Here is a 24,463-nt window from a genome sequence, read left to right as displayed (position 1 = left end):
ACTTGATCACTGCGGTGCGGGGAGGCACACATGGGGTGGGTCACGGCCGGCGACTACGAAGTCGCCCTGGACGGCGGGAAGGTGGTCTGCCGCAACGCGGCGGGGCGGCGCCTGAAGTCCGTACCCGCGAAGCTCGCGGACGATCCCACCGTCGTCGGACTGCGGCAGCTCGCCGAGTGGCTGGAGCGGCACGAGCGGCAGTGCCGGGGGGACGTCGAACGCTGGATGACCCGCTCGCTGCCGGTACCGCTCGCCGTCCTGACCGGCGTCTGGCCGGACCCCGCCTGGCAGGACGCCCTGCGCGACCTCGTCGTCACCGCCGAGGACGGGGAGGTCGCCGGATTCCTGCGCGACGCCGACCCCGAGCGCGGCCTCGGACTGGTCGACCTCGACGGCGACACCGTACGCATCGCCCCCGCGCTCGTCCGCATCCCGCACCCCGTCCTGCTCGAAGACCTCGAGGAGCTGCGGGAGTTCGCCGTCGAACTCGGTGTGGACCAGCGCGCCCAGCAGCTGTTCCGCGAGGTCTGGCACCGGCCGGCCGCCGTGGACGCCGAGGGCACACAGGTCGAGGAGTACGCGGGCGGCGTGTTCAAGGAGCTGCGCTTCCTGCACGGCAGGACCACCCAGCTCGGCTACCGCGTGCGCGGCGGGTACGCCGTCTGCTCCGTGCTGGAGGGCGGCCGCGCCGTCGAGGCCCGCGTGTGGATCGGCGACTACGAGAGCTACGAGCGGGCCGAGACCGGATCCCTGATGTGGGCCGATCCCGCCGGCCGGACGCTGCGGCTCGGACAGATCGGGCCGGTCGCCTGGTCGGAGGGCATGCGGATGGCGGCCGCGCTGTACGCCGGGCGGGACATCGAGGACGAGGAGCAGGCGGCATGACGGCGACCACCGGGTACGACGAGGCCGCCTCCGCCGCGCTGCTGGACGCCGGCGCCGTCCTGCCCCCGGGCAGCACCGCGCGCGAGGACGCCGACGTGCTCACCGTGCGCACCTACACCCACCCGGCCCTGGACGGGCGGCAGGTGGTCCGCCTGGTGCCGGGCACCCTCGGCGAGGCCGAGGACCTGGCGCTGGAGTTCCTCGGGCTCGCCCGGGAACCGCGGGCGCCCGAGGTCGGACAGGTGCGCCGGGAGACGCTCGGCTTCCCGGCCTGGGCGCTGGTCAACGACCCCGCCAACGGCCACCACGCGCTCGCCCTGGTGAAGGACGTCGAGCGGCTCGCCCGGCAGGCCAAGTCCCGGCCGGGCAACGCCAAGGAGGGTTTCGAGGCGCTCGGCGAGCGGCTCGGCCGGGCCGTCCCGCACTTCCTGCCGACGTTCTACGAACAGGCCGCGCGGGTCTTCCTGCGGTACGAGAACACCACGTACGCCGCCGCCTTCTTCGGCAAGGCCCGCGAGGCGGAGCGGGTGCACGCGCTCCCCGTGGACGAGGAGCGGCAGCGGTCCGTCCACCTGGAGTTCGCCTTCGCCGGGGCGCTGACCGTCAAGGCGCTCAAGGAACATGTCAAGGATTTGTCCAGGCGGCTGGAACCGGCCCTCGCCTGGGCGCAGTTCCGGCAGCTGACGGTGGAGCGCTGCGCGGCCGGGATGGCGCCGTACGCCTCGCTGCCGCAGGACGCGCGCGGGCTGATCAAGGCGGCGAGTCTGGACCGCGTCACCGAGGAGTGCGCCCTGGTCGCCGACCTGATCGCCTCCCCGGCCGCCGTCCGCGCCCCGGCGTCCTTCTGGAACACCTACCGCGCGGTGCTGCCGGTCCTCGCCGAACGCCGTCCCGAGGTCCGGGCCCGGCTGCTGGAGATCATGCCGTCCGGTCTGGGCCGCGAGGTCGAGGACGACGAGTTCTGGCTGGCGCTGCTCGCCCAGAGCGGCGCCGAGCGGCTGCTGACGGACGCGGAGGCGGGCGCGGAGTACGGCGTCGATCCGGCGGACTGGCTGACCCGCTGGGCCGCCTTCCGCAAGCACGGCGGATCGGTCTCGCACCGCTCCCCGGCCACCCTCGGTCTCGTCGCGCGGATGGCCCCGCGGCTGCGGGCCGGTGCCCGTCCGGTCGACCTGTTCACCGGCCGCTGGCACGCGGGCGCCGATCTCGACCTGCTGGACCTGTGCGTGGCCGAGGGCGTACCCCTCGCGGTACCCGGTGCCGAGGTGAACGTGCACCTGGCCCTCGGGTCCTGGCTGAAGGACACCCGGGCGGACGAGCGCGACCTGGTGGCCGTCGCGGCCCATCCGCGACTGCGGCGGCTGCTGCACGAGGCCGTCGGCACGGTGGGCAACGACCGGCTGGGGCAGCAGCTGCTGAAGAAGGCCGCCGCGCATCCGGTCCTCTCCGCCGTGCTGCGCGAGTGGCTGCGGGAGGCGGCCGAGGAGTTCACCGGCGCGGTGGGCCTGCCCGGCGCCCGCGCGGCACTCGACCGGCTGCGTCCCGTCCGCGTCGTCGCCTCCGAGGTGGGCCCGGACTCGGTCGCCCGGATCGCCGGGCACGCGATCGCGCCACTGCTGGGCCGCACCCTGCGCGCCGGCATCCTCGACGAGCTGGGCTGGCCCGCCCTCGACGAGGCGCTCAGCCTGCTCGACGCCGCGACCGGGCCGGGCGAGGACGACACCCTGACCGTCCACGAGGCGTGGCCCGCGCTGATCCTGGCCCGCAAGCACAAGGCCGTGGTGGTCGGCCCCGAGCGGGTGCTGCTCGAACACGAGCTGCGCATTCCGGTGGCCCTGGACCGCTGGCAGCGCCCCCGGTTCCGGTACACGGACGGCGAGTTGCTGGTGATGTGGCGGCACGGCGCCAAGCAGTCCGGGTACTGGTCGTCCCGCCCCGCCCAGGTGTTCGACCTCGGCGGTGAGCAGATCCCCACCTGGTGGTCGGGCATCGACACCGGTAACCCGTCGATCCCGCTGCCCGGCGGCGGTCGCGCCACCGGTGGCCGGACGCTGCACGCCGGGGACACGGTCCTGCCGCCCAGCCGTCCCGTGCTGGGCGACGGCACCACGCTCTGGCGCGAGGGCAGGCAGGGCCGGGACACCGTGTGGCTGGAGTACGACCCGGTCACCGGCACCCACGGGCGTGCCTCGCTGCCCGCCCTGCTACGGTCCGGGATCCGTGCGGACGCCTCCCTGCTGCACGGCCTCTGCGAGGTGCTGCCGCTCCAGCCCGGCCTGGAGAACAGCCCGTTCGGCACCGACGGCACGGTCCTCGGCCGCTGGGTGCGGGACGAGGGCGAGGGGGCCGGGGCGGTCAGGACCGCCGGTACGCCGGACGGGCGGACGGTGTCCCTGCCCGCGCGCTCCCGCGGCGGCCAGGGTGTCCACCCGCTGGGGCCGCTGCGGCTGCCGGCCGGCGGCGAACTCCTCGTCGTGCAGGGCTTCAGGCAGATCACCCTGTTCGCGGGCGAGGACTCCGCCGAGCGCGGTGCGGTGGGCCAGGTGACGCCGGCCGAGCGCGGCGGGGAGTTCGCCGCCGGCACCCGATGGGTCCCCCCGGCAGCCTTCTGGCACGCCCTGCGCCCCCGCGACGAGCAGGGCTCGGCCGTGCTGCGCGCCCTGACCGACGAACAGGCGGCCGACGTGCTGCGGGTCACGGCGCAGGCCCTGACCGGACGGCAGGAGGCGCTGGACCGCGCCGGCGCGGACGAGGCCGCCAGGGCCGCCGTACCGCCCGCCGACGAGGTCGTCCTCGGCGCCGTGGCCCTCGCCCTGCCGGACCTCACCGACGGCCGGCTGCTCGCCGGTGTCGCCTCTCTGGTGCGTTCCGCGCTGCGCATCACCGAGTCGGCCACCTCCTTCGCGCATCCGCCCGAGGAACGGCCGCGCCGGCCCCGGGAGCGCACCGAGGGCATGTTCGCCGACTACAGCCCCCGGCACGGCAGCGACCGCCACCTGCACGCGGCGGCCACCGGCATCGCCGGCGTGAGCGGCTGGTGGGGCGGCGAGCAGTGGAGCGTGCTCCGGCAGATCCGGGCGGTCAACCACGTGCTGTCCGGCAAACCCGCCGACGGCAAACCGCTCCCGGGCCGCGGCAAGATCGGCGCACCCGGCGACGGCTGGGCCTGCGACGAGCACACCGTTCCGGGCATCGGACTGGTGTGGCCGCCGGTCCTGTCCGCACTGCGCGCGCTCGCCTACCGGTCCGCCTCGCCCGCCCTGCCGGCCGCCGAGCGGGAGGCGCTCATGCTGCTGTTCGAGGCACTGGCCGAGGGCCCGCTGGCCGCGCCCGGCGGCACACTGCGCGAGATCGTCCTGGGCGAGCCGCACGACAAGCAGGAGCGGGCCGGACAGGTGCTGCGCCGGGACGGACGCACCGTGGTCGTGCTCGGCTGCCAGAGCGTCGAACCCCAGCGGGACCGCGTCAACTGGCTGGCGCTGGACCATGACCCGTCCGGTGCGTTCGGCGCGGTCGCCCACTTCACCCTGGAACGGGAGACCCGGCACACCTCGGCGATCACCGCCGAGCACCTGACCGCCGTCGTCCGGCTGGTCCGGGACAAGGGCGCCGCGCCCTGGCGGCCCGACGCACCCGCCGCGCTCACGAAGGCGACCCGCGACAGCGTCGGCCCCCTCCAGTCCACCGTGCTGCTCGCCGGACGGCCGGGGGCGCCCGGAGCGGACGGGCTCGCCGCCATCGGGCTCAAGCCGCGCCAGAAGGACGCCGCCATGGCGCTGCTCCAGGGGCTCGAACGAGAGGAACAGGTGGCCCTGTTGGGGGCGCTGCTGCCGGCCGACCCCGCCGACCTGTGGACGGCCGGCCCGGACACGGCGGCCGCGGGGCGGCTGTGGGACGAACGGTTCGGCTCGTTCGTCCGGGTGCCCGAGGACCTTCTGGCCGACCTCGCCGGCGTGGGCGCCGGGTGCGCCGAGACGGTGCTCAATCCCGCGCGCACGCCCTGGCTCAGCCGCACCACGGTGCTGGAGCCCGGCCCGGACGGCACCCCCGTGCCGAAGGACCCGGCCGCCGTCCCCAGCCGGCACGAGCTGACCGGCGCCGTCGAGGCTCTCGCCGGGCTCGCCTACGCGCTGCCGTACGGGCATCCCCTGCGCGCCTGTCTGCCGGACGCGCTCACCGCCCTGCGCCGCCGCGTCGCCGACCCGGAGCTGCTGCTGAACCTCGACGTCCAGTGGGCGGAGAAGGGCGGCACGACCGCCGTCCAACTCCGCAAGGCCTACGGGATGCCCGAGACCGGCGGCGCCGGCGCGGACGGGCTGACCCGGGCCGGGGAGGCCCTGGTGCTGCGTCCCTGGTACCGCGACACGGAGACCGTGCTGGTCCGCCCGGCCGGGCTCACCGGGCCGGACGACGCCGTGCTCGGACTCCTCGAAGGGCTGGTCGGCCCCGCGCGCGCCCAGGGCCCACGGGCACTGCGGACGCTCCTGGCCGACGAACTGACCCGGTCCGTCGCGGCCGGCGCCGAGGGCGTCGCCGGGTACCCGCAGGACCCGGCGGTCGGCGCTCCCGCGCTGGTCGCCGAGGTCGCCGGGGCGCACGGCCTGGGCGACGACGCGGCGGCGCTCTACCTCCAGCTGCTGGCCCTGCCCGACCCGACGGACCGCAACTGTGCCCGCTGGACCGGCTGGAAGCCCGCCCGCGCGAAGAAGGCCCGGGCCGAGCTGGCCGCCACGGACCTGGTCGTCGAGGCCAAGCGCCCGCGCGCCGGACGGACCCTGTTCCTGCCCGGCGGCTGGCGGGACCTGAAGTCCCCCGCGCTGCCGGTGGAGACCTGGAAGGAGGGGCTCTACCCGGTGGACCGCGGGAGGTACGTGATACCGCTGCTCCCCGTGCCCGAGCTGTTCGCCCGCGCCTGGGACCGCGTGCGCGCGGGCGAGGCGCCGGCGTACGAGGAGCTGACCACGCGGGCGACGCGCCGGGGACGACGCCGATGACCGCCACCCGTACCTCTTCGAAGGGCCACCGCCGATGACCACCACGCTCGCGCCCGACGCGACCCGCCAGATCGTGCCGCCCGAGGACCGGTACGCCACCGAACTGGCCTTCCTCGCCGCGTACGACACCGGGCCGCGGCCCCCCGCCTGGCGGCTCACGCCGCGTGCCGTCGTCACGTTCGTGATGGGCAGCGCCGGCCTGGCCCTGCGGCTGCCCGAGGACGCCGAGGCGCCCGAGGGCGTGCCGCGCCGGCTCGTGGTGGACGACAAGTTCGTCGGCGACCGGGCCCTGGTGGAGCGGTGTGTGGTCACCCTCGCCGGTGAGCGCGGACTGCTGCTGGTCGGCGAGCCCGGCACCGCCAAGTCCATGCTCTCCGAGCTGCTGTCCGCGGCGGTGTGCGGCACCAGCGGGCTGGTGGTGCAGGGCACGGCGGGCACCACCGAGGACCAGCTCAAGTACGGATGGAACTACGCCCTGTTGCTCGCCCAGGGGCCCAGCCGCCAGGCGCTCGTGCCGTCACCGGTGCTCACCGCGATGTCCCGGGGTGCCATCGCCCGGGTCGAGGAGGTCACCCGCTGTCTGCCCGAAGTGCAGGACGCCCTGGTGTCGTTGCTCTCCGAGCGTCGTATCGCGGTGCCCGAACTCGCGGGCGGCGCGGACGCGTTGGCGCACGCGGCGCCGGGCTTCAACCTCATCGCCACCGCCAACCTGCGGGACAAGGGCGTCTCGGAGATGTCCGCCGCGCTCAAGCGGCGCTTCAACTTCGAGACCGTCGGCCCCATCGCGGACCTCGACGCCGAGACCGCGCTGGTGCGCGGCCAGGCACGGGCGTCGGTGGAGCGGGCCGGGGCGCCCTTCCAGGTCGACGACGCCGTGCTGGAGGCGCTGGTCACCGCCTTCCGGGACCTGCGCGAGGGCCGGTCGGCGGAGGGCTGGGAGGTGGAGCGGCCGTCCACGGTGATGAGCACGGCGGAGGCGGTGTCCGTCGCGGGCGCACTGGGGCTGGCCGCCGCCTACTTCCCGGGCGACCGTGACGTGCTCGGGCTGCTGCCCGGCCACCTCCTCGGCGTGGTCCGCAAGGACGACCCGGCCGACGCGGCCCGGCTGCGCGGCTACTGGGACGGTCCCGTCCGGCGCCGCGCCGAGCAGGGCTCCGCCACCTGGCGCACCCTGTGGGACCTGCGCACGGTCCTGGAGGGCTGACGGCCGTGCCCCACCTCTCCCCCGAGGCGGCCGTCGCGGCCCTCACCGATCCGACGGCGCCCTGTCTCATCGGCGTACGCCACCACGCCCCCTCGCTGGCCGCGGCCGTACCGGCGCTGCTCGACGCCGCCGATCCGCAGGTGCTGCTCGTCGAACTCCCGGCCGAGCTGCAGGACTGGCTGCCCTGGCTCTCCCACGAGGACACCCGGGCACCGGTCGCGCTGGCCGCCGCTCCGGCAGCCGGGGGCGGCGGGCCGGCCTTCTACCCGTTCGCCGACTTCTCCCCGGAACTCGCCGCGGTGCGCTGGGCGGCCCGCAGGGGCGTACCGGTCATCGCGTGCGACCTGCCGCTGGCGGACCGGGGCTGGAGTGCGCAGGGCCGGGTGGCCGGGACGCCCGGTGCCGAGGGCTCCGTGGCCGGCCCCCGGCTCGAGTCCGTTCTGCGGGCCCGGCTCACCGGGCGGCCCGGTGAGGATCTGTGGGACCGGCTCGTCGAGGCCGTCGCTCCCGGTTCGGCGCCGGAGGCGCTGCGGCGGGCCGCGCTGCTGACCGGGTGGGCGCTGCGCGAGGACGCGGTGGCGTCGGGCGGGGTGCCGGAGCTGGACCTGCGGCGTGAGCGCCGGATGCGCGAGTGCCTGGCCGCCGCGACCGCCGACGGCGCGCGGGCGGCGGTGGTCGTCGGCGCCTTTCACGCACCGGCGCTGGTCGGGCCGGCCACGGGCGGGCCCTCGGCCGACGAGCCCTCGGCCGACGGGCCGACAGCCGACGGGCCGACAGCCGACGGGCCCTCAGCGGTGAAGGGCGCCACGCAGGCCTGGACCACCTCCCTCATCCCCTACACCTACGCCCTCCTCGACGAACGCTCCGGCTACCCCGCGGGCATCCGGGACCCGGAGTGGCAGCACCTGGTCCTGACCGCCGCGGGCGATCCCGCCGCGCTGGAGGAGGCGCTGACCGGGGCCGCCGTACGGGTGTGTGCCGAACTGCGCGGGCTGGGGCATCCGTCGGGGCCCGCCGACGCGCGTGAGATCGTGCGGATCGCCGGGGACCTGGCACGGTTGCGCGGGCTGCCCGCGCCGGGCCGGGGCGAGCTGGTGGAGGCGGTGCAGACGGTCCTGGCGCAGGGCGAGCCGTACGGGCGGGGCCGGGCCGTCGCGCGGGCGATGGAGAAGGTGCTGGTCGGCACGCGCGCCGGCCGGCCCGCCCCGGGCGCCCCGCGCAGCGGCCTGGCACCGGCCGTCGAGGCCGAGCTGGCGGCACTGGGCCTGCCCGGCCCGGCGGACGCCGGCCCCGGTGCCGCGAGGGACCTGCGCCTCGACCCGCTCCGCTCCGACCTGGACCGCGGCCGCGAACTCCTGCTGCGCCGCCTCACGGTGTGCGCGGTGCCGTACGGCGAGCCCAAGGAGGTCTCCGGCGCGGCCGGCGGCGAGGCCCTCACCTCGCGCTGGGAGGTGCGCTGGACGCCGGCCACGGCGGCCATGCTGACCGCCGCGGGAGTGCGTGGGGTCACCCCCGCCCAGGCCGCCGAGGGCCTGCTGCGCGAGCGGCGGCGGGCGGAGCGGGACGAGGGCGGCCCCACGGCGGCCGAGACCCTGCGCGGGCTGAAGCAGGCGGCCGAGTGCGGTCTGCCCGCTCTGACCGACGAGCGGCTCGCCGACGTCGCCGAGGTGCTGCCCGACTGCGGCACCCTGCCCGAACTGCTCGCCGCCCTGGCGTTGTCGGACCGGCTGCGGGCCGGGCACTTCGCCGGGATCGGCGCCGACCGGGACCGTACCGACCGGGCCGCCGCCGTGGCCGAGCTGCTCACCGCCGCCGCGGTGCGCCAGGTGGACGGCCTCACCGGGTCGGAGGATCCGGCGGACGCCCACGCCCTGCTCGAACTGGCCCATCGTGCGGACCGGTCGGGCGGCATACGGCTCACCGACGCCCTGGCCCGGCTGGCCGTCGGCGGCTCCCCGCTGATGCGCGGCGCCGCCGGAGCCGTACGTGTGCTGCTCGGTCACGAGGACCCCGGGGCCTTCGGCGGCCGGGTCGCCTCCTGGGTGGACGGGGCCGGCGACCCCGAGGCACGCTCCGCGCTCACCGCACGGCTCACCGGGCTGCTGACGGCGGCTGGGCAGCTCCTGGAGTCCGCCGCGCCCGCCCTGGAGCCCCTGCTGGACCGGGTGTCGGGGCTGTCCGACCGGGACTTCCTCGACCGGCTCCCGGCCTTGCGCGGCGGCTTCGACACGCTCAGTCCGGCCGCCCGCCGACGCCTGCTCGACACCGTCGAGGAGCGGGTCGACGAGCGTCACCTGGCGGACACCGGCGCGGTGGACCCGGTGGCCCTGGCCGCCTGGACGCGCGCGGACCTCGCGGCCCGTGAGTCCCTGCGGGCATGGGGCCTGCTGCCACCCTCCCCGGAGCACGGAGCGAGAGGGACGGGCGGGCCGGGAAGCGAGAGCGGGGGGAGCGGGGAAGGCCGGGTCGCAGCGGAGAGCGGGCGATCCGCGGCTGTCGGTCCCACGGCCGGTGAAGCCCACCGGCTGGCCCCCGCCGACCGCTGGCGCCTGGTGCTTGGCCGTCGTGCGGACCGGCTGCCCCGGTCCGCCAGGGCGTTGGCCACCGCGCTGGACGAGCTGTACGGCACCGGACGCGGCGAGGGCTGCCGGGGCGACCTCACCGAGGGCGGGACCGGCGGCGGGCGGGAGGCGTCGTATCCGGGGGCGCGGGAGTGGTCCGAGGAGCTGGCGGCGCTGTTCGGGCCGGGCGTGCGCGAGGAGGTGCTGGCGGCGGCCGCCGCGTCCGGGCGGCACGACGTGCTCGCGGAGCTGGATCCGGACAGCGTGCGGCCCTCCGTGGACCTGTTGCGGTCGGTGCTGCGGCACGCCGGCGGGCTGCCGGAGGCCCGGCTGGCCGCGCTGCGTCCGCTGGTACGGCGTCTGGTCGACGCACTGACCCGGCAGCTGGCCACCCGGCTGCGTCCGGCGCTGCACGGCACCACCCTGCCCCGGCCGAGCCGGCGCCCGGGCGGCGGTCTCGACCTGCCGCGCACCCTGCGGGCCAACCTGGCCACCGCCCGGCGGGGCCCCGACGGCGCCGTGCGGGTGATCCCCGAGCGCCCTGTCTTCCGTACCCGGGCCCGGCGGACCGCCGACTGGCGGCTGATCCTGGTCACCGACGTGTCCGGGTCCATGGAGGCCTCCACCGTCTGGGCCGCGCTCACCGCGTCGGTGCTGGCCGGAGTGCCCACCCTGACCACGCACTTCCTGGCGTTCTCCACCGAGGTCCTCGACCTGACCGACCACGTCCAGGACCCGCTGTCCCTGCTGCTGGAGGTCCGCGTGGGCGGCGGCACCCACATCGCCGCCGCGCTGCGGCACGCACGCGAACTGGTCACCGTGCCCGCCCGCACCCTGGTCGTGGTCGTCAGTGACTTCGAGGAGGGCTGTCCGATCGGCGGGCTGCTCGCCGAGGTCCGGGCCCTGGTCGGGGCCGGCTGCCACGTCCTGGGCTGCGCGAGCCTCGACGACACGGGCCGCCCCCGGTACTCCACCGGCGTCGCCGGGCAGCTCGTCGCGGCGGGGATGCCCGTCGCCGCCCTCAGTCCGCTGGAACTCGCCCGCTGGGTAGGGGAGAAGATCGTATGAGCCCGGACCTGCCCCCGGTGGCCCCGGCGGTGACCGCCGAACTCGTCGCGGCCCTCTCCCCCCGGCTGCGCAAGCGGCTCGACGCGGGCATCGCCAAGCTCGCCGACCGGCCCGCCGTCCGCGACGGCGACAGCGTGCGGATCTCCGTCGACGACAGCACCGACGTCGAACTGCACGCCCCCGGCGGGGCGGTGACCAGCGCCGACGCCATCCGCTGCGGCTGTCTGCTGGCCCCGGACTGCCTTCACCGCGCGGCAGCGGCCTCGGCGGCACCGATCGCGGAGCCCTCCCCCTCGGCCGACGGCCCCGCCGTGGCGGAAGCCCCCGCCCAGCCGACCCCGCCCGAAACCACCGCCACCGCCTCCGCCACCCCTGCCACCGACCAGGACGCCACCGCCACCCCCGAGCAGCGCGCCGCCGCCCGCGCCGTGCTGGCCGCCGCTTCGGCCGTCCTCGAAGCGGGCCCGGACGGCTCCGGCGGCGTGCTCCAGGCGGAGTTGCTGCGCGCCGCGCACACCGCGCGGCTGGCCGGACTGCCCAGGGCCTCGACCGCCGCCGTCGCGGTGGTCACCGCGCTGCGCGCGACGCGCTCCGCCGACCCGGCGTACCGTCTCGCCGACCTGGTGACCGGCCTCGAAGAGGTCCTGTCCGTGGCCCATCGGGTCCCGGACGCCGGCGGCCCCGAACTGACCGCGCTGCGCGGCACCGTACGGCAGCCGTACACCCCGGACGGTTCCCTGCGCCTGTACGGCGTCTTCTCCGAGCCGGTGCTCACCGCGAGCGGCTACGCGGGTGCCGTCACCTGGACCGCCGATGCCGAGGGCCGCCTGTACCAGGTCTCCGACGTGGCTCCTGGCGGCGCGGGACGGGCGGTGGGGGCCGCCGACCGGGCGGTACGGGTCGGCGACACGGCCCTGACCCACCGTGAGCTGTCGCGCGCGGGGCTCGCGGTGTCCGGGGCCACCGTCTCGCCGACGGGGCGGCTCGGCGCGGGGGCGGGGGTACGAGCCGTGCGCTCGTCCGGTGCGGCCTGGAGCGCGGAGCCGCTGGACCGGCTGTGGGCGGTGCCCGTGGCCGAGCAGGTCTCCCGTGCCCTGGGCGGCGGCCACGACCTGCTCTTCCTGGACGTCACCCTCACCGGTACGGCCCGCGAGGCGGCGGGCGACTGTCTGCTGGCCGACTGCGCCGGCCTGCCGCTGCGGCTGACCGCCGCCCACGACCATCCCGCGCTCCCCGACCGGGACAACCTGCGGCTGCTGGCCGCCGCCGGGGGCAGCAGGCTGCGGATCGTCGCCCGTCTCACCCCGGCCCCGCATCCGCGTGCCCGGTTCCTCGCCACCGGGCATCCGGCCGGCACCGGGGCCAGGGTCGACCTGGGGCTGGACCGGCTCCAGCACGCCGACCTGCCCGTCGTGCCACGCTCCCCCGCGCCTGCCGCCGCTCTGACAGCTCGCCCCACCGCCGTCCTCACCGGTGACGAGGCCCCACTGCACCTGCTCCGCCGCCGCGTCCAGCAGGCGGCCTCCGGCGGCCGGCGGGTGCTGGCCTTTCCCGGGAACGCCGGCGCCGACGGCCGCCGTCTGCACCGGGCCGGTCTGTCCACGGCGGGCGACCTCCTGGACCGGTTGCACGCGGCGGCGGCGGACCGCTCCCGTGATGTCTTCGGCCGTCTGCTCCCGGCGGACACGGACGGCTTCGCCCGCGCCTGGCTGGCCGCGGCCCGCTACACGAGCCAGGTCGACCGCGCGCTGTGCGCGGCCGCCTGGGGAGCGTGAGCGGACCGCGGCACCGGGCGGGTCACTCGCCCATGGCCCGGATGAGGCTCTTGGGGCGCATGTCGGTCCACTGCTCGTCGACGTACCGCACACAGTCCTCCCGCCGCGTGGGGCCGTGGACCACGGTCCAGCCGGCCGGTACCTCGGCGAAGGCGGGCCACAGCGAGTGCTGGCCCTCGTCGTTCACGAGGACGAGGTGCTCGATGCTGTCGTCGTCGAAGGGGTTGGTGGTCATGCGGGGTTCCTCCTGTCGGAAGGGACTCGGGAAGGGGATGGAGAAGGAAAAGGGGATGGGGATGGGGATGGGGATGGGGATGGGGGAAGGGTCGCGGTGGCACGGAGGCGTCGGTCGAGGACGGGACCGATCCGGTCGAGGGTGCCGGGCCGGGTCATCTCGCCGTGGGCGCACGGGAGGTCGTGGTGGTCGATGCGGCCGTCGACGTACGGCCGCCAGGAGCCGGCCCGGCCGGGCTGCGCGTCGGGGTCGTTCGCGGCGGTGAAGAGCAGCAGGTCGCCGTGGTACGGCGTGAGGGGGAAGTCCGCCAGCAGGCGGCGGTTGTCGGCCGTCACCTCGACCAGTGCGGCGAGTTCGGCGTCGTCGAGGCTGCCCGGCAGGTCGGGCACCTGTCGCACCAGCTCGGTGAACCGGGCGTCGGTCAGCGGGTCGGCGTGCGGCGCGGGCAGGGGGCGGTCGAGGACGGTGAGCAGGCCGCGCAGGACGGCCGCCCGGTCGGTGGGGGCCGGGCCGCGGCCGGTGCCCGGAAAGGCGTCGAGCATGGCCAGCAGGGCGACCTCCTCCCCCGCCGCCTGCAGCGCGGTCGCGATGCCGTGGGCGACCAGGCCGCCCATCGAGTAGCCGAGCAGGTGGTACGGCCCGCGCGGCTGAAGCTCGCGGATCCGGGCCAGATGGTCGGCGATGGCCCCGGCGGCCCCGGCCGGCCGCGCCTGTCCCGGTACCAGTCCTCGGGACTGCAGTCCGTACAGCGGGCGGTCCGGGGCGAGATGGCGGGTGAGGCCGGCGAATCCCCAGGCCAGTCCGGAGGCCGGCGGGAGGCAGAACAGGGGCTCGCGGTCGCCGCGGGTGCGCAGCGCGACCACCGGCCCGAGGGCCGCTGTGGCCGAGGCCGCCGAACCGGAGCCGGGGGCGGTGCCGGCCCCGCCGTCGGCCGACCGCTCGGCGAGTCGGGCCACGGTGGGGGCGGCGAAGACCGCCCGCAGGGGCACGTCGGCGCCGAGTTCGGTGCGCAGGCGGGAGGTCAGCAGCGGCACCAGCAGGGAGTGGCCGCCGAGGTCGAAGAAACTGTCGTGGACGCCGACCCGGTCGGGGTCGAGGCCGAGGACGTCGGCGACGATCGTCCGCACCCGCGCCTCCCGCTCCGTGCGCGGCGCGCTGTGCGTCCGTCGCGGTGTCCCGGGGGCGGGCAGCGCCCTGCGGTCCAGTTTGCCGCTCGCGGTGAGCGGCAGCGCGTCCAGGACGACGATCGCCGTGGGCACCATGTGGGCGGGCAGGGTCCGCGCCAGGTGGGCGCGCAGCCCGTCGGGCGTGAGCGTGCGGGCCGTGACCGGTACGGCGTAGGCGACCAGCTGCTTCTCGCCGCGCGGGTCCTCGCGTACGGCGGCGGCCGCCTGGGCGATGTCCTGGTGTTCCGTCAGGACGGCCTCGATCTCGCCGAGTTCGACACGGAAGCCGCGGACCTTCACCTGGTGGTCGGTCCGGCCGAGAAAACGCAGCCGGCCGTCGCTGTCGCGTACCGCCAGGTCGCCCGTCCGGTACATCCGCTCCCCCGGGCCGCCGAACGGGTCGGCGACGAACCGCTGTCCGGTCAGGCCGGGGCGGCCCAGATAGCCGCGGGCCGGTCCGCCGCCGGACAGGTAGATCTCTCCCGTCACCCCGTCGGGGACGGGGCGCAGGGCCTGGTCGAGGAGGTGGAGGCGGTTGCGGGCGAGGGTGCGGCCGAGGGGCGGCGGGCCGTCCTTGCCGTGGGGGTCGAGGTCGGACTGCCAGGCGGTGGCGTAGACGGTGGCCTCGGTGGGCCCGTAGAAGTTGATGATCCGCGCGTCGGGGAAGGCGGTTTCGAGGTCGGCGAGGAGTTGCCCGGGGATGGGCTCACCGCCGAGGGCCACGGTGCGGGCGGGGACGTTCGGGCGGTCGGCGACGACTGTGGCCATGACCGACGGCACCCCGCTGACGAGTGTGGCGTCCCAGTCGTCGCGGCCCCCGGCGGTCAGGGCCAGCAGGTTGTCGACGATCTCGATCCGGCCGCCGCACAGCAGCGGTGCGAAGATCTCGAACACCGACACGTCGAAGTTGAGCGAGGTGGAGAACAGCACCTTCGCCAGCCGTTCGGGGCCGAGCGCGGTGTGGGTCCAGGTCACGAACTCGACGGCGCCGCGGTGGGTGGCCGCCACTCCCTTGGGCCGCCCGGTGGTTCCGGAGGTGTAGGTGACGCAGGCGACGTTGTCCGGGTGGGCGTCGGCCGGCGCCGCCGGAGCGCCGGCCGGTACGGGCAGGGCGTCGAGCGTGAGCAGTGGCGTCGTGGCGGGCAGGGCGGTGGCCTCGGCCGTGGTGGTGACCACGACGACCGGGTGGGCGTCGTCGATGATGTGGGCGAGGCGGTCGGCCGGGTAGGCGGGGTCGAGAGGCAGATAGGCGGCGCCGGACTTCAGCGCGCCGAGGACGGCTGCGACCAGGTCCGCCGTGCGCGGCAGCGCGATGCCGACGATCCGCTCGGGTCCGGCTCCGAGGGCGGTCAGCCGGTGGGCGAGCCGTTCGGCCCGCGCGTCGAGTTCGCGGTAGGTCAGGACGCGGCCGTGGTCGAGGACCGCTGCCGCGTCGGGGGTGGCCGCGACCTGGGCCGTCCACAGTTCGGTGAGTGTGCGGGTGGCGGGGGCGGGACCGGGCTGGACGGGTGCGGGCGTCGTGAGGAGTCCGAGGCGGCCGAGCGGGCGGTCGGGGCCGGCCGCGATGTCCTCCAGGATCCGTACGAGACGGGCGAGTGTGGCGTCCGCCCAGCCGGCGTCGAAGAGGTCGGCGCGGTGGGCCAGCCGGAACCGGAGCCGGGCACCGGGGAACGCCACCAGGGTCACGGGGTAGTGGGTGGCGTCGCGTCCGCCCGACCCGACGACGCGCAGGCCGTCGTTGTCCGGACCGTCGGCGGCCGGACCGGCGGTGCCGGCCGGGAAGTTCTCGAACACGACGAGTGTGTCGAAGAGGTCCGGGACACCGACCGCGCGCTGGATGTCGGCCAGGCCGAGGTGGTGGTGGTCGAGGAGGCCGGCGTACCCCTCCTGGACCCGTCGCAGCAGGCCGCCGACCGGTTCGTCCGGGCGCAGCCGGACGCGGGTGGGCACCGTGTTGATGAACAGGCCGACCATCGACTCGACGCCGGGCAGTTCGGCCGGGCGGCCGGAGACGGTGGTGCCGAAGACGACGTCGTTCTGGCCCGTCGTACGGCTCAGCAGGATCGCCCAGGCGGTCTGCACCAGGGTGTTCACCGTGATGCCCAGCCGCCGTGCCAGGTCGGTGAGGGCGGCGCCGGTCCGGGCCGGCAGTTCGGCCCGGGCCTGCGCGAACACCGCGGAGTCCCGGGCGCCGTCGGCCGGGGCGGCCAGTCTGGTCGGTTCGCTCACCCCGGCCAGCGCGGTCCGCCAGGCGGCCTCGGCGACGGTACGGTCCCGGCGGTCCAGCCACTCCAGGAAGGTGCGGTAGGGCGGGACGGGCGGCAGCGCGCCGGGGTCGCCGCCGGTGTCGTACAGGGTGATGAGTTCCCTGACCAGGACGGAGACCGACCAGCCGTCGAGCAGGATGTGGTGGTGGGTGACGAGCAGCCGGTGCCGCCGCTCACCGGTGCGCGCCAGGGTGAAGCGGAGCAGCGGCGGGGTGGCCGGATCGAATCCGCGGTCCCGGTCCTCGTCCAGGAGCCGGGCCCACTCCTCCTCGGTGTCGACGCCCGGGCCGGTCAGCTCGGCCTCCGTCCACGGCAGCGTGGCCCGGTGCGGGACGACCTGCACGGGCCGTCCGCCACGGCGCCGGCGGAAGGCCGCGCGCAGGTTGGGGTGCCGGTCGAGCAGGGCCTGTCCGGCGGCGCGCAGCCGGACGGGGTCGACGGTGCCGTCGAGTTCGAGGACCAGTTGGACGAGATAGACGTCCTGGGCGTCCCTCTCGCGCGCGTGGAGGGCGTGGAAGAGCAGGCCTTCCTGCAGCGGGGTCAGGGGCAGTACGTCGGCCGGCGCGGGCTGCGTCATGGCGTGTGGTCACCGTCGTTTCGTGGGGTGGGTCAGCCGTCGAGGCCCGCGGCGAGTTCGGCGAGTTCGTCCGGGGACAGGCCGGTCAGGGTGAGGTCCGTCCCGGCGGCCTGGGAGCGCCCGGCGCGGGTGGCGAGCGCGGTCAGCGCGGTGAACCAGGCCTCGGCCAGGGCCCGTACCTCCGGTTCGGTCAGCGCGCCGTCCGGCCAGGACCAGTCGGCCACCAGCCGGGGGCCGCCGCTGGTGTCGTGGACGACGGCGTTGACTTCGAGGAGGTGGGCGGCGGCCAGGCCGGGGTCGGTTCCGCTGCCGAGCGCCGACGACTCCGGGGCGAAGCTCCACTGCCCGTTGTCGGGCGCGGTGAAGCGGCCCAGGTAGTTGAAGCCGATCTCGGGGGTGGGCGGTGCGGCCAGGCCGGGTGCGGTGCCGGGGTTGAGGTGGCGCAGGAGGCCGTGTCCGATGCCGTGGTCGGGGAGGGCGCGCAGCAGGTCGCCCACCCGCCGGGCGGCGGTCTCGGCGGCGGGTCCGGCGGCCAGCGCGTCCGGCACGTCGATGCCGTCGAGGTCGAGATGGACCGGGTAGAGGGAGGTGAACCAGCCGACCGTGCGGGACAGGTCGAGCCCGGGTGCCAGTTCCTCCCGGCCGTGGCCTTCCACGTCGACGAGGACGTGCGGGGTGCCCTGCCGGTCGGCGACGGCCAGGGCGAGGCCGGTCAGCAGTACGTCCTGGGTGCCGGTGCCGTAGGCGGAGGGGACGGTGGTGAGGAGCGGGCCGGTCGTGGCGGGCGGGAGGGTGAGGCGGAGCGAGCGGGTGGTGGCCGCGGTGTCCCGGGCGGGGTCGAGGGGGCGGGTGCCCAGCGGGGTGCGCGGGGCGGCGAGCACACGGTGCCACCGTTCGGTCTCGGCGACCCGCGCGGGCCGGTGGGCCTCCTCCTCGAGCAGGACGGACCAGCGGCGGAACGAGGTGCCGACGGGCGGGAGCTTGGGTGTGCGGCCCTCGGTGATCGCCGTCCAGGCCGCCTCCAGGTCGGGTACGAGGATCCGCCAGGACACTCCGTCCACGGCCAGGTGGTGGACGACGAGCAGCAGCCGGCCGGTGCGGTCGCGTCCGGCGTCGAACCACACCGCGCGGAACATCACGCCGGCCGCAGGGTCCAGCAGGCCGAGAACCCGGTCGAACTCCTCGGTCACGGCGGCGTGCAGGTCGTCGGCGTCGCTCACGTCCCGTCGGTCGAGGAGGTCGGCGGCGCGGAGGTGGCCGACGGGTGCGACCTCCAGTTCCGGTGCCGGGGTGAGGCGGGCGCGGAGCATGCCGTGGTGGTCGGTCAGCGTCTGCAGCGCCTCGGTGAGACCAGGCAGGCCTGCGTCGGCCGGGACGGTCAGCAGCACGGACTGGCTGAGCCGGCCGACCGGTCCGCCGCGTTCCAGCAGCCATCGCATCACCGGGGTGAGCGGGACCGTGCCCACTCCGTCGTCGTCCGGGTCGGAGGCTGCCACGGGTCCTCGGGCCACGGCCGCAAGGCGGGCCACCGTCTGGTGTTCGAACACGTCACGGGGCGTGATCACCACGCCGGCCTCGGCGGCCCGGCTCACCAGCCGGATCGAGGAGATGCTGTCTCCGCCGAGCGTGAAGAACCCTTCGTCCAGGCCGACTTCGGGGAGTTTCAGCAGTTCGCGGAAGAGGCCGGCGAGGACCCGCTCGGCCGGGGTCGCGGGTTCCCGCCCGCCGGCGGGCGCGGTGGGGGCCGGGGCGGGCAGGGCCTTGCGGTCGAGCTTGGCGTGCGGGGTGAGCGGGAGGGCGTCGAGGACGACGACGGCCGAGGGCACCATGTAGTCGGGCAGTGCCTCGGCCGCGTGGTGCCTGAGCGCCGCCGGGTCGGGCACGGCGGGCGGTTCGGGGACGACGTAGGCGACCAGGCGTCGCCGTCCGGGCTCGTCCTCGCGTACGACCACGGCCGCGCGGGACACCTGCGGGTGGCGGGTGAGTACGGCCTCGATCTCGCCGGGTTCGATGCGCAGACCGCGCAGCTTGATCTGGTCGTCGGCGCGGCCGGCGTACTCCAGTTCGCCGTCGGCCGACCAGCGCGCCAGGTCGCCGGTGCGGTACATGCGCTCGCCGGGGCAGCCGCAGGGGTCGGCGACGAAGCGCCCGGCGGTGAGGGAGGGCCGGCCGAGGTAGCCGCGTGCCAGGCCGGCGCCGGCGAGGTACAGCTCGCCCACCGCACCGGGCGGGACCGGGCGCAGCCAGGCGTCGAGCACCCGCGCCCGGGTGCCTGCGACGGGGCGTCCGACGGGTGGGGCCTGGTCGCCGGAGAGCGGCGCGCTGATGGTGGCGCACACCGTCGATTCGGTCGGTCCGTAGGCGTTGGCCATACGGCGTCCGGGCGCCCAGCGGGCCACCAGTTCGCCGGGGCACGCCTCGGCGCCCACCACCAGGGTCCGCAGTGTGGGGAGGTCGCCGGCGGGGAGTGTGGCGAGGACCGCGGGCGGGATCAGGGCGTGGGTGACGGCCCCGTCCGTGAGCGCCCGGTGCAGGGCCTCGTCCACCAGCGGACCGGCCTCGTCGGGCACCACCAGGGTGCCGCCCGACGCGAGGGCCATCAGCAGCTCCATCACCGACGCGTCGAATCCGGGGGCCGAGAACTGCAGCACCCGGGAGTCCGCGTCGAGGCGGAAGCGGTCGGTCTGCGTCTCGGCGAGGGCGGCCAGCCCCCGGTTCTCGACGACGACGCCCTTCGGCGTGCCCGTCGAACCCGAGGTGTGGATGACGTAGGCGGCCTGCCGGGGGTGGTACGCCGTCGGCAGTTCGCCGGGCAGCCCGTTCACCGCCAAGTCCGTGATGGTGAAGGCGGGTCGGGCGTCCGCCAGCAGGAAGGCGACGCGCTCGCGGGGCAGCCCGGGATCCACCGGAAGGAAGGCCGCTCCGGCCAGCGCCACCGCGAGGAGCGCGACGATACGGTCCGCCGAACGCGGCATGAGCACCGCCACCACGTCACCCGGGCCGATCCCGCGTCCGGCCAGCACCCGGGCCAGCCGGTCGGCGCGGGCGTCGAGTCCGGCGTACGTCAGCCCGTCGAGCGCCGGGTTGTCGGGGGTCCGGCGGACCTGGCGCCGGAAGAGTTCGGCGAGCGAGGCCGCGGGCACCTCGGCGGGGCCGGTGCCCCAGCGGTCCAGCTGCTCGCGTTCGGCGTCGTCGAGGAGGTCGGCGTCGCCGATGCGGCGGCCGGGGTCGGCGGCGACGGCGGCCAGCAGGCGGACGAGTCGCCGGCAGAGCCGTTCGGCGGTGGCGGGGTCGAACAGGTCGGTGCTGTATTCGGCGACGCCGTCGATGCCGGCCGGCGTGCCGTCGTCGTGGCGGTGTTCGCCGAGGTACAGGGAGAGGTCGAAGCGGGCCGCCCCGGTCTCGACGTATTCGTGGTCGACCCCGAGACCGGGCAGGGTGAGGGTGGGGCCGGAGGTGTGGCCGGTGAAGGCCAGCATCACCTGGAAGAGGGGGTGGCGGGCCAGCGAGCGCTCGGGGTTGAGGGCCTCCACGAGGAGGTCGAACGGCACGTCCTGGTGGGCGTAGGCGGCCAGGTCGAAGTCCCGTACGCGGTCGAGCAGTTCGCGGAAGGTGGGGTTGCCGGAGGTGTCGGTGCGCAGGGTGAGGCTGTTGACGAAGAAGCCCACCAGGTCGTCGAGTACGGCATCGGTCCGGCCCGCGACCGGCGTGCCGATGGGCACGTCCGTGCCGGAGCCGAGCCGGGTCAGCAGGGCGGCGAGTGCGGCCTGCAGCACCATGAAGACGGTGACCCGCGAGGAGGCGGCGAGGTCGACGAGCGCGGCGTGCAGGCCGGCGTCGACGGCGAAGCGGACCCGGTCGCCCCGGCCGGTGGGTTCGGCGGGCCTGGGGCGGTCGGCGGGCAGGTGCAGTTCGTCCGGGAGGCCGTCCAGCGCCTGGCGCCAGAAGGCGATGTGCCGGCTCATCACGCTGTCGGGCGCGCTCGCCTCGCCGAGCAGCTCGCGCTGCCACAGCGCGTAGTCGGCGTACTGCACCGGCAGCGGCGCCCAGGCCGGGGGTTCCCCCGCCAGACGGGCCGTGTAGGCGGTCTCCAGGTCGCGCATCAGCGGTGCCGTGGACCAGCCGTCCACGGCGATGTGGTGGATCACGAGCTGCAGCACGTGCACGTCGTCGCCGAGCGGGTAGAGGGTGGCGCGCAGGGGCGTCTCGGTGGCCAGGTCGAAGCGGTGGCCGGCGGCGGCGGTCAGGAGCGCGGGCAGGCCGGTCTCGGTGGCCGGGACGACGGCCGGCCGCGGGCTGCCCGCGTCCGGCGCGAGGATCCGCTGGTAGGGGACGCCCTGGAAGTCGGGGTGGAGGGTGCGCAGCGGTTCGTGCCGGGCCACGAGGTCGGCGAGGGCCGCTTCGAGGGCCGTCCGGTCGAGGGGGCCGGTCAGGCGCACGGCCAGCGGCACGGTGTAGGTGCTGTTCCCGCCGCCGAGCCGGCTCAGGAACCACAGGCGCTGCTGGGCGTAGGACAGCGGGATCGGCGCGGCATCCCGGGGCCGGGGCGTCAACCGGGGGCCGTCGGCGTTGGGGCCGGTGGCGATCAGCCGGGCGAGGCCGGCGGGGGTGGGTGCCTCGAAGACGGCCCGGACGGGCAGCGCGGTGCCGAGGACGCCCTTGACGCGGTTGACGAGCCGCATGGCGGTCAGGGAGTCGCCGCCGAGGGCGAAGAAGGCGTCGTCCGCGCCCACCTGGTGGGCGGCAAGCCCGAGGAGGTCGGCGAACAGACCGCACAGTATCTCCTCGTGCGGGGTGCGCGGCGGCCGGCCCGCGCCGGGTCCGCCGGCGGGTTCGGGCAGCGCGGCCCGGTCCAGTTTGCCGTTGGTGGTCAGTGGCAGCCGGTCCAGGGCCACCACGGCGGCCGGCACCATGTGGTCCGGCAGGGCGGCGGCGGCGTGCCGTCGCACGGCCGCCGGGTCGAGGGCGGCGGCCGGTCCGTCGGCGACCACGTATCCGACGAGCCGCCCGTCCCGGACGAGCACGACGGCCTGGGCCACGCCCGGGTGGCCGGCGAGCACGGTCTCGATCTCACCGAGTTCGATGCGGAAGCCGCGGATCTTGACCTGCTGGTCCGCCCGGCTGACGTACTCCAGTCCTCCGTCGGCCGGCCGGCGCACCAGGTCGCCGGTCCGGTACATCCGCTCGCCCGGGACGCCGAACGGGTCGGCGACGAACCGGCCGGCGGTCAGCCCGGCCCGGTTCAGATATCCGCGTGCCACCCCCGCACCGGCCACGTACAGTTCGCCGGTCACCCCCGGCGGCACGGGTCGCAGCCGGTGGTCGAGGACGTACAGCCGCAGGTCGGGGATGGCGTGCCCGATGCCGTCCGCCTGACTGGCCGTCACCCACTGCTGGTGGAGCGGGAGTCCGGTGACGAACACGGTCGTCTCGGTGATGCCGTACATGTTCACCAGGCGGGGGGCGTCGTCCGGATGCCGGGTGTACCAGTCGGCCACCTGCGCGTGGTCCAGCACCTCGCCGCCGAAGACGACGTGCCGCAGGGCGAGTTCCCGCCCGTCGTCCGGCGCGTTCGCGTCGGCGCGGACCAGTGCGGCGAACGCGGACGGCGTCTGGTTCAGCACGGTGACCCGTTCGCGGGCCAGCAGCCGCAGGAACGCGGCGGGTTCCCGGCTCACCGCGAACGGCACGACCACCAGACTGCCGCCGTACAGCAGGGCACCCCACATCTCCCAGACGGAGAAGTCGAAGGCGTAGGAGTGGAACAGCGTCCACACGTCGTCCGGGCCGAAGTCGTACCAGTGCCGGGTGTGGTCGAAGAGCCGCACCACGTTGCGGTGGGTCACCGCCACCCCCTTGGGGCGACCCGTGGAGCCCGAGGTGTAGATGACATAGGCGAGGTGATCACCCGTCAGCCCGGTTGGTCCCGCCGGCCCCGGCCGCTCCGCGGGCCCGGGTTCCGGCGCGGGCTGCCCCTCGGACGGCTCGGGGTCGTCGAGTACGACCACGGGCACCTCGGAGCCGGGCAGGACCGGGAGCAGGTCGCCGGTGGTCACCAGCAGCACGGGCGCGGAGTCGGCCAGCATGAAGGCGAGCCGGTCCGCCGGGTACTCGGGGTCGAGCGGCACATAGGCGGCGCCGGTCTTCAGGACCGCGAGGACCGCCACCACGAGTTCCGGTGAGCGGGGCAGCGCGAGCGCCACCAGGCGCTCCGGTGCCGCGCCCCGGGCGGCGAGGACGCGGGCCAGGCGGGTGGCGCGGGCGTCGAGTTCGGCGTAGGTGAGCCGGGTGCCTTCGTGGATCACGGCGGTGGCCTCGGGGGCGCGGGCCGCCTGGCGGGCGAACAGCTCCGGCAGGGTCTTGGCCGGCGCGCCGGTGGGGGCCGTGCCCTGCCGGTCGCCCAGCAGCAGCTGCCGCTCCCCCGGCAGCAGGACCTCGACTTCGCCGACGCGGCGCGCCGGGTCGGCGACGAGGGCCGCCAGGACGGCGGCGAACCGGTCCAGGAGCCGCCGGGCGCCCGTCTCGTCGTACAGGCCGGGCCGGTAGGACAGGCGCAGGGCGAGCCGGGGTCCGGGCAGGGCGGCGAGGGTCAGCGGGTAGTGGGTGGCGTCGCGGCCGGTGAGCTGGGTGACCCGGGACGCCGCCGGGTCGTTCGCGGCCGGATGGTTCTCGAAGGCCAGCAGGGTGTCGAAGAGTTCGCCCCGGGCGCCGGTGGCCTGCCGGATGTCGGCGAGTCCCAGGTGCTGGTGCGGGAGCAGGGCCGCCTGCCGCTGGTGGAGCGCGGTGAGCAGGTCGGCGACGGCGCCGTCCTCGTCCCAGCGGACGCGGGTGGGCACCGTGTTGATGCAGAAGCCGACCATGGAGGCGACGTTCGGCAGCTCGGGCGGGCGGACCGTCACCGTCTGCCCGAAGATCACGTCGGTGCGGCCGGTCAGCCGGCCCAGCAGCACGCCCCAGGCGGCCTGGACGACCGTGTTGAGCGTGCAGCCGAGCGACCGGGCCGTGGTCTCGGCGGCGCCGGTCAGTTCCTCGGGGAGTTCGACGACGAGTTCGCGGGGCAGGACGGCCGTGGCGCCGGCCCCGCCGGGAGCGAGGGGGGCGGTCTCGGCCGCCTCGGACAGGGCGTCGCGCCAGGCGGCCTCGGCCGCGGTGCGGTCCTGCCGTCCCAGCCAGGCGAGGTAGTCGCGGTAGGCGGGCGCGGGGGGCAGGGCGGTCGGATGCTCGCCCGCGTACAGCGCGGCGAACTCGCGCACCAGGAGCTGCTTCGACCAGCCGTCGAGCAGGATGTGATGGTTGGTGACGATCAGGCGGGAGCGGTCCGTGGCCCACTTGACCAGCAGGTATCGCAGGAGCGGGGGCCTGGCGAGGTCGAAGCGGCGGGCGCGTTCCTCGTCCAGCAGACGCTCCCACCGCCTGGCGCGCTCGGTCTCGCCGAGGGCGGACAGGTCGGCCTCGGACCAGGGCAGTTCGACGTCGGTGGGCACGATCTGCAGGGGCTGTCCGGCGTCCCGGCGGCGGAAGCAGGCGCGCAGGTTGGGGTGCCGGTCGAGCAGGGCCTGGCCGGCGGCGCGTACGGCGGCGGGGTCGACCGGACCCGCCAGCTCCAGGATCTGCTGGGTCGCGTAGAGGTCGGGGGACCGCTCGTCGTCGTAGAGGGCGTGGAAGAGCAGGCCTTCCTGCAGCGGCGACAGGGGCAGGATGTCGGCGATTCCGGAACCGGACCGAGTCACC

8 protein-coding genes are annotated in these 24,463 nt (G+C 76.1%); 5 read left to right on the top strand and 3 right to left on the bottom strand.

Going from position 1 to position 24,463, the window contains the following annotated elements; translation table 11 throughout:
- Positions 1 to 30: 30 nt before the first annotated feature.
- Genes ACFYMM_RS18355 through ACFYMM_RS18335 form a run of 5 tightly spaced genes read left to right on the top strand, consistent with a single transcriptional unit; the run spans position 31 to position 12,487 of the window.
- On the top strand, positions 31 to 885 hold the full coding sequence (locus ACFYMM_RS18355; protein ID WP_388387598.1) for a DUF4132 domain-containing protein: 855 nt from the start codon (positions 31 to 33) through the stop codon (positions 883 to 885).
- Complete coding sequence (locus tag ACFYMM_RS18350; RefSeq protein WP_388387596.1) at positions 882 to 5,879, top strand: hypothetical protein; 4,998 nt, start codon at positions 882 to 884, stop codon at positions 5,877 to 5,879. The genes ACFYMM_RS18355 and ACFYMM_RS18350 overlap by 4 nt, the downstream gene beginning before the upstream one ends.
- 34 nt (positions 5,880 to 5,913) lie before the next feature.
- Positions 5,914 to 7,083, top strand: a complete 1,170-nt coding sequence (locus ACFYMM_RS18345; protein WP_388387594.1) for an AAA family ATPase — start codon at positions 5,914 to 5,916, stop codon at positions 7,081 to 7,083.
- 5 nt (positions 7,084 to 7,088) lie between these two features.
- Positions 7,089 to 10,712 (top strand): DUF5682 family protein, encoded by a 3,624-nt coding sequence (locus tag ACFYMM_RS18340; RefSeq protein WP_388387592.1) that lies wholly within the window; start codon positions 7,089 to 7,091, stop codon positions 10,710 to 10,712.
- Positions 10,709 to 12,487, top strand: coding sequence for a hypothetical protein (locus tag ACFYMM_RS18335; RefSeq protein ID WP_388387590.1), 1,779 nt, complete (start codon positions 10,709 to 10,711; stop codon positions 12,485 to 12,487). The genes ACFYMM_RS18340 and ACFYMM_RS18335 overlap by 4 nt, the downstream gene beginning before the upstream one ends.
- Positions 12,488 to 12,509: 22 nt before the next feature.
- On the opposite strand, the gene ACFYMM_RS18330 is transcribed toward ACFYMM_RS18335, so the two are convergent.
- Genes ACFYMM_RS18330 through ACFYMM_RS18320 form a run of 3 tightly spaced genes read right to left on the bottom strand, consistent with a single transcriptional unit; the run spans position 12,510 to position 24,462 of the window.
- The gene (locus ACFYMM_RS18330; RefSeq protein ID WP_388387588.1) at positions 12,510 to 12,722 is read right to left on the bottom strand and encodes an MbtH family protein; all 213 of its coding nucleotides are present in this window, start codon (positions 12,720 to 12,722) and stop codon (positions 12,510 to 12,512) included.
- Positions 12,719 to 16,732, bottom strand: a complete 4,014-nt coding sequence (locus ACFYMM_RS18325) for an amino acid adenylation domain-containing protein (protein WP_388387586.1) — start codon at positions 16,730 to 16,732, stop codon at positions 12,719 to 12,721. Before ACFYMM_RS18325 ends, ACFYMM_RS18330 begins: the two co-directional genes overlap by 4 nt.
- A gap of 32 nt (positions 16,733 to 16,764) precedes the next feature.
- Positions 16,765 to 24,462, bottom strand: coding sequence for an amino acid adenylation domain-containing protein (locus ACFYMM_RS18320; RefSeq protein WP_388387584.1), 7,698 nt, complete (start codon positions 24,460 to 24,462; stop codon positions 16,765 to 16,767).
- Position 24,463: the final 1 nt, after the last annotated feature.

It is taken from the genome of Streptomyces sp. NPDC006739 (assembly GCF_042869815.1).
GTDB lineage: Bacteria > Actinomycetota > Actinomycetes > Streptomycetales > Streptomycetaceae > Streptomyces.
The sequence above is the reverse complement of the archived record's forward strand: the minus strand, read 5'-3'. Positions and strand labels throughout refer to the sequence as shown.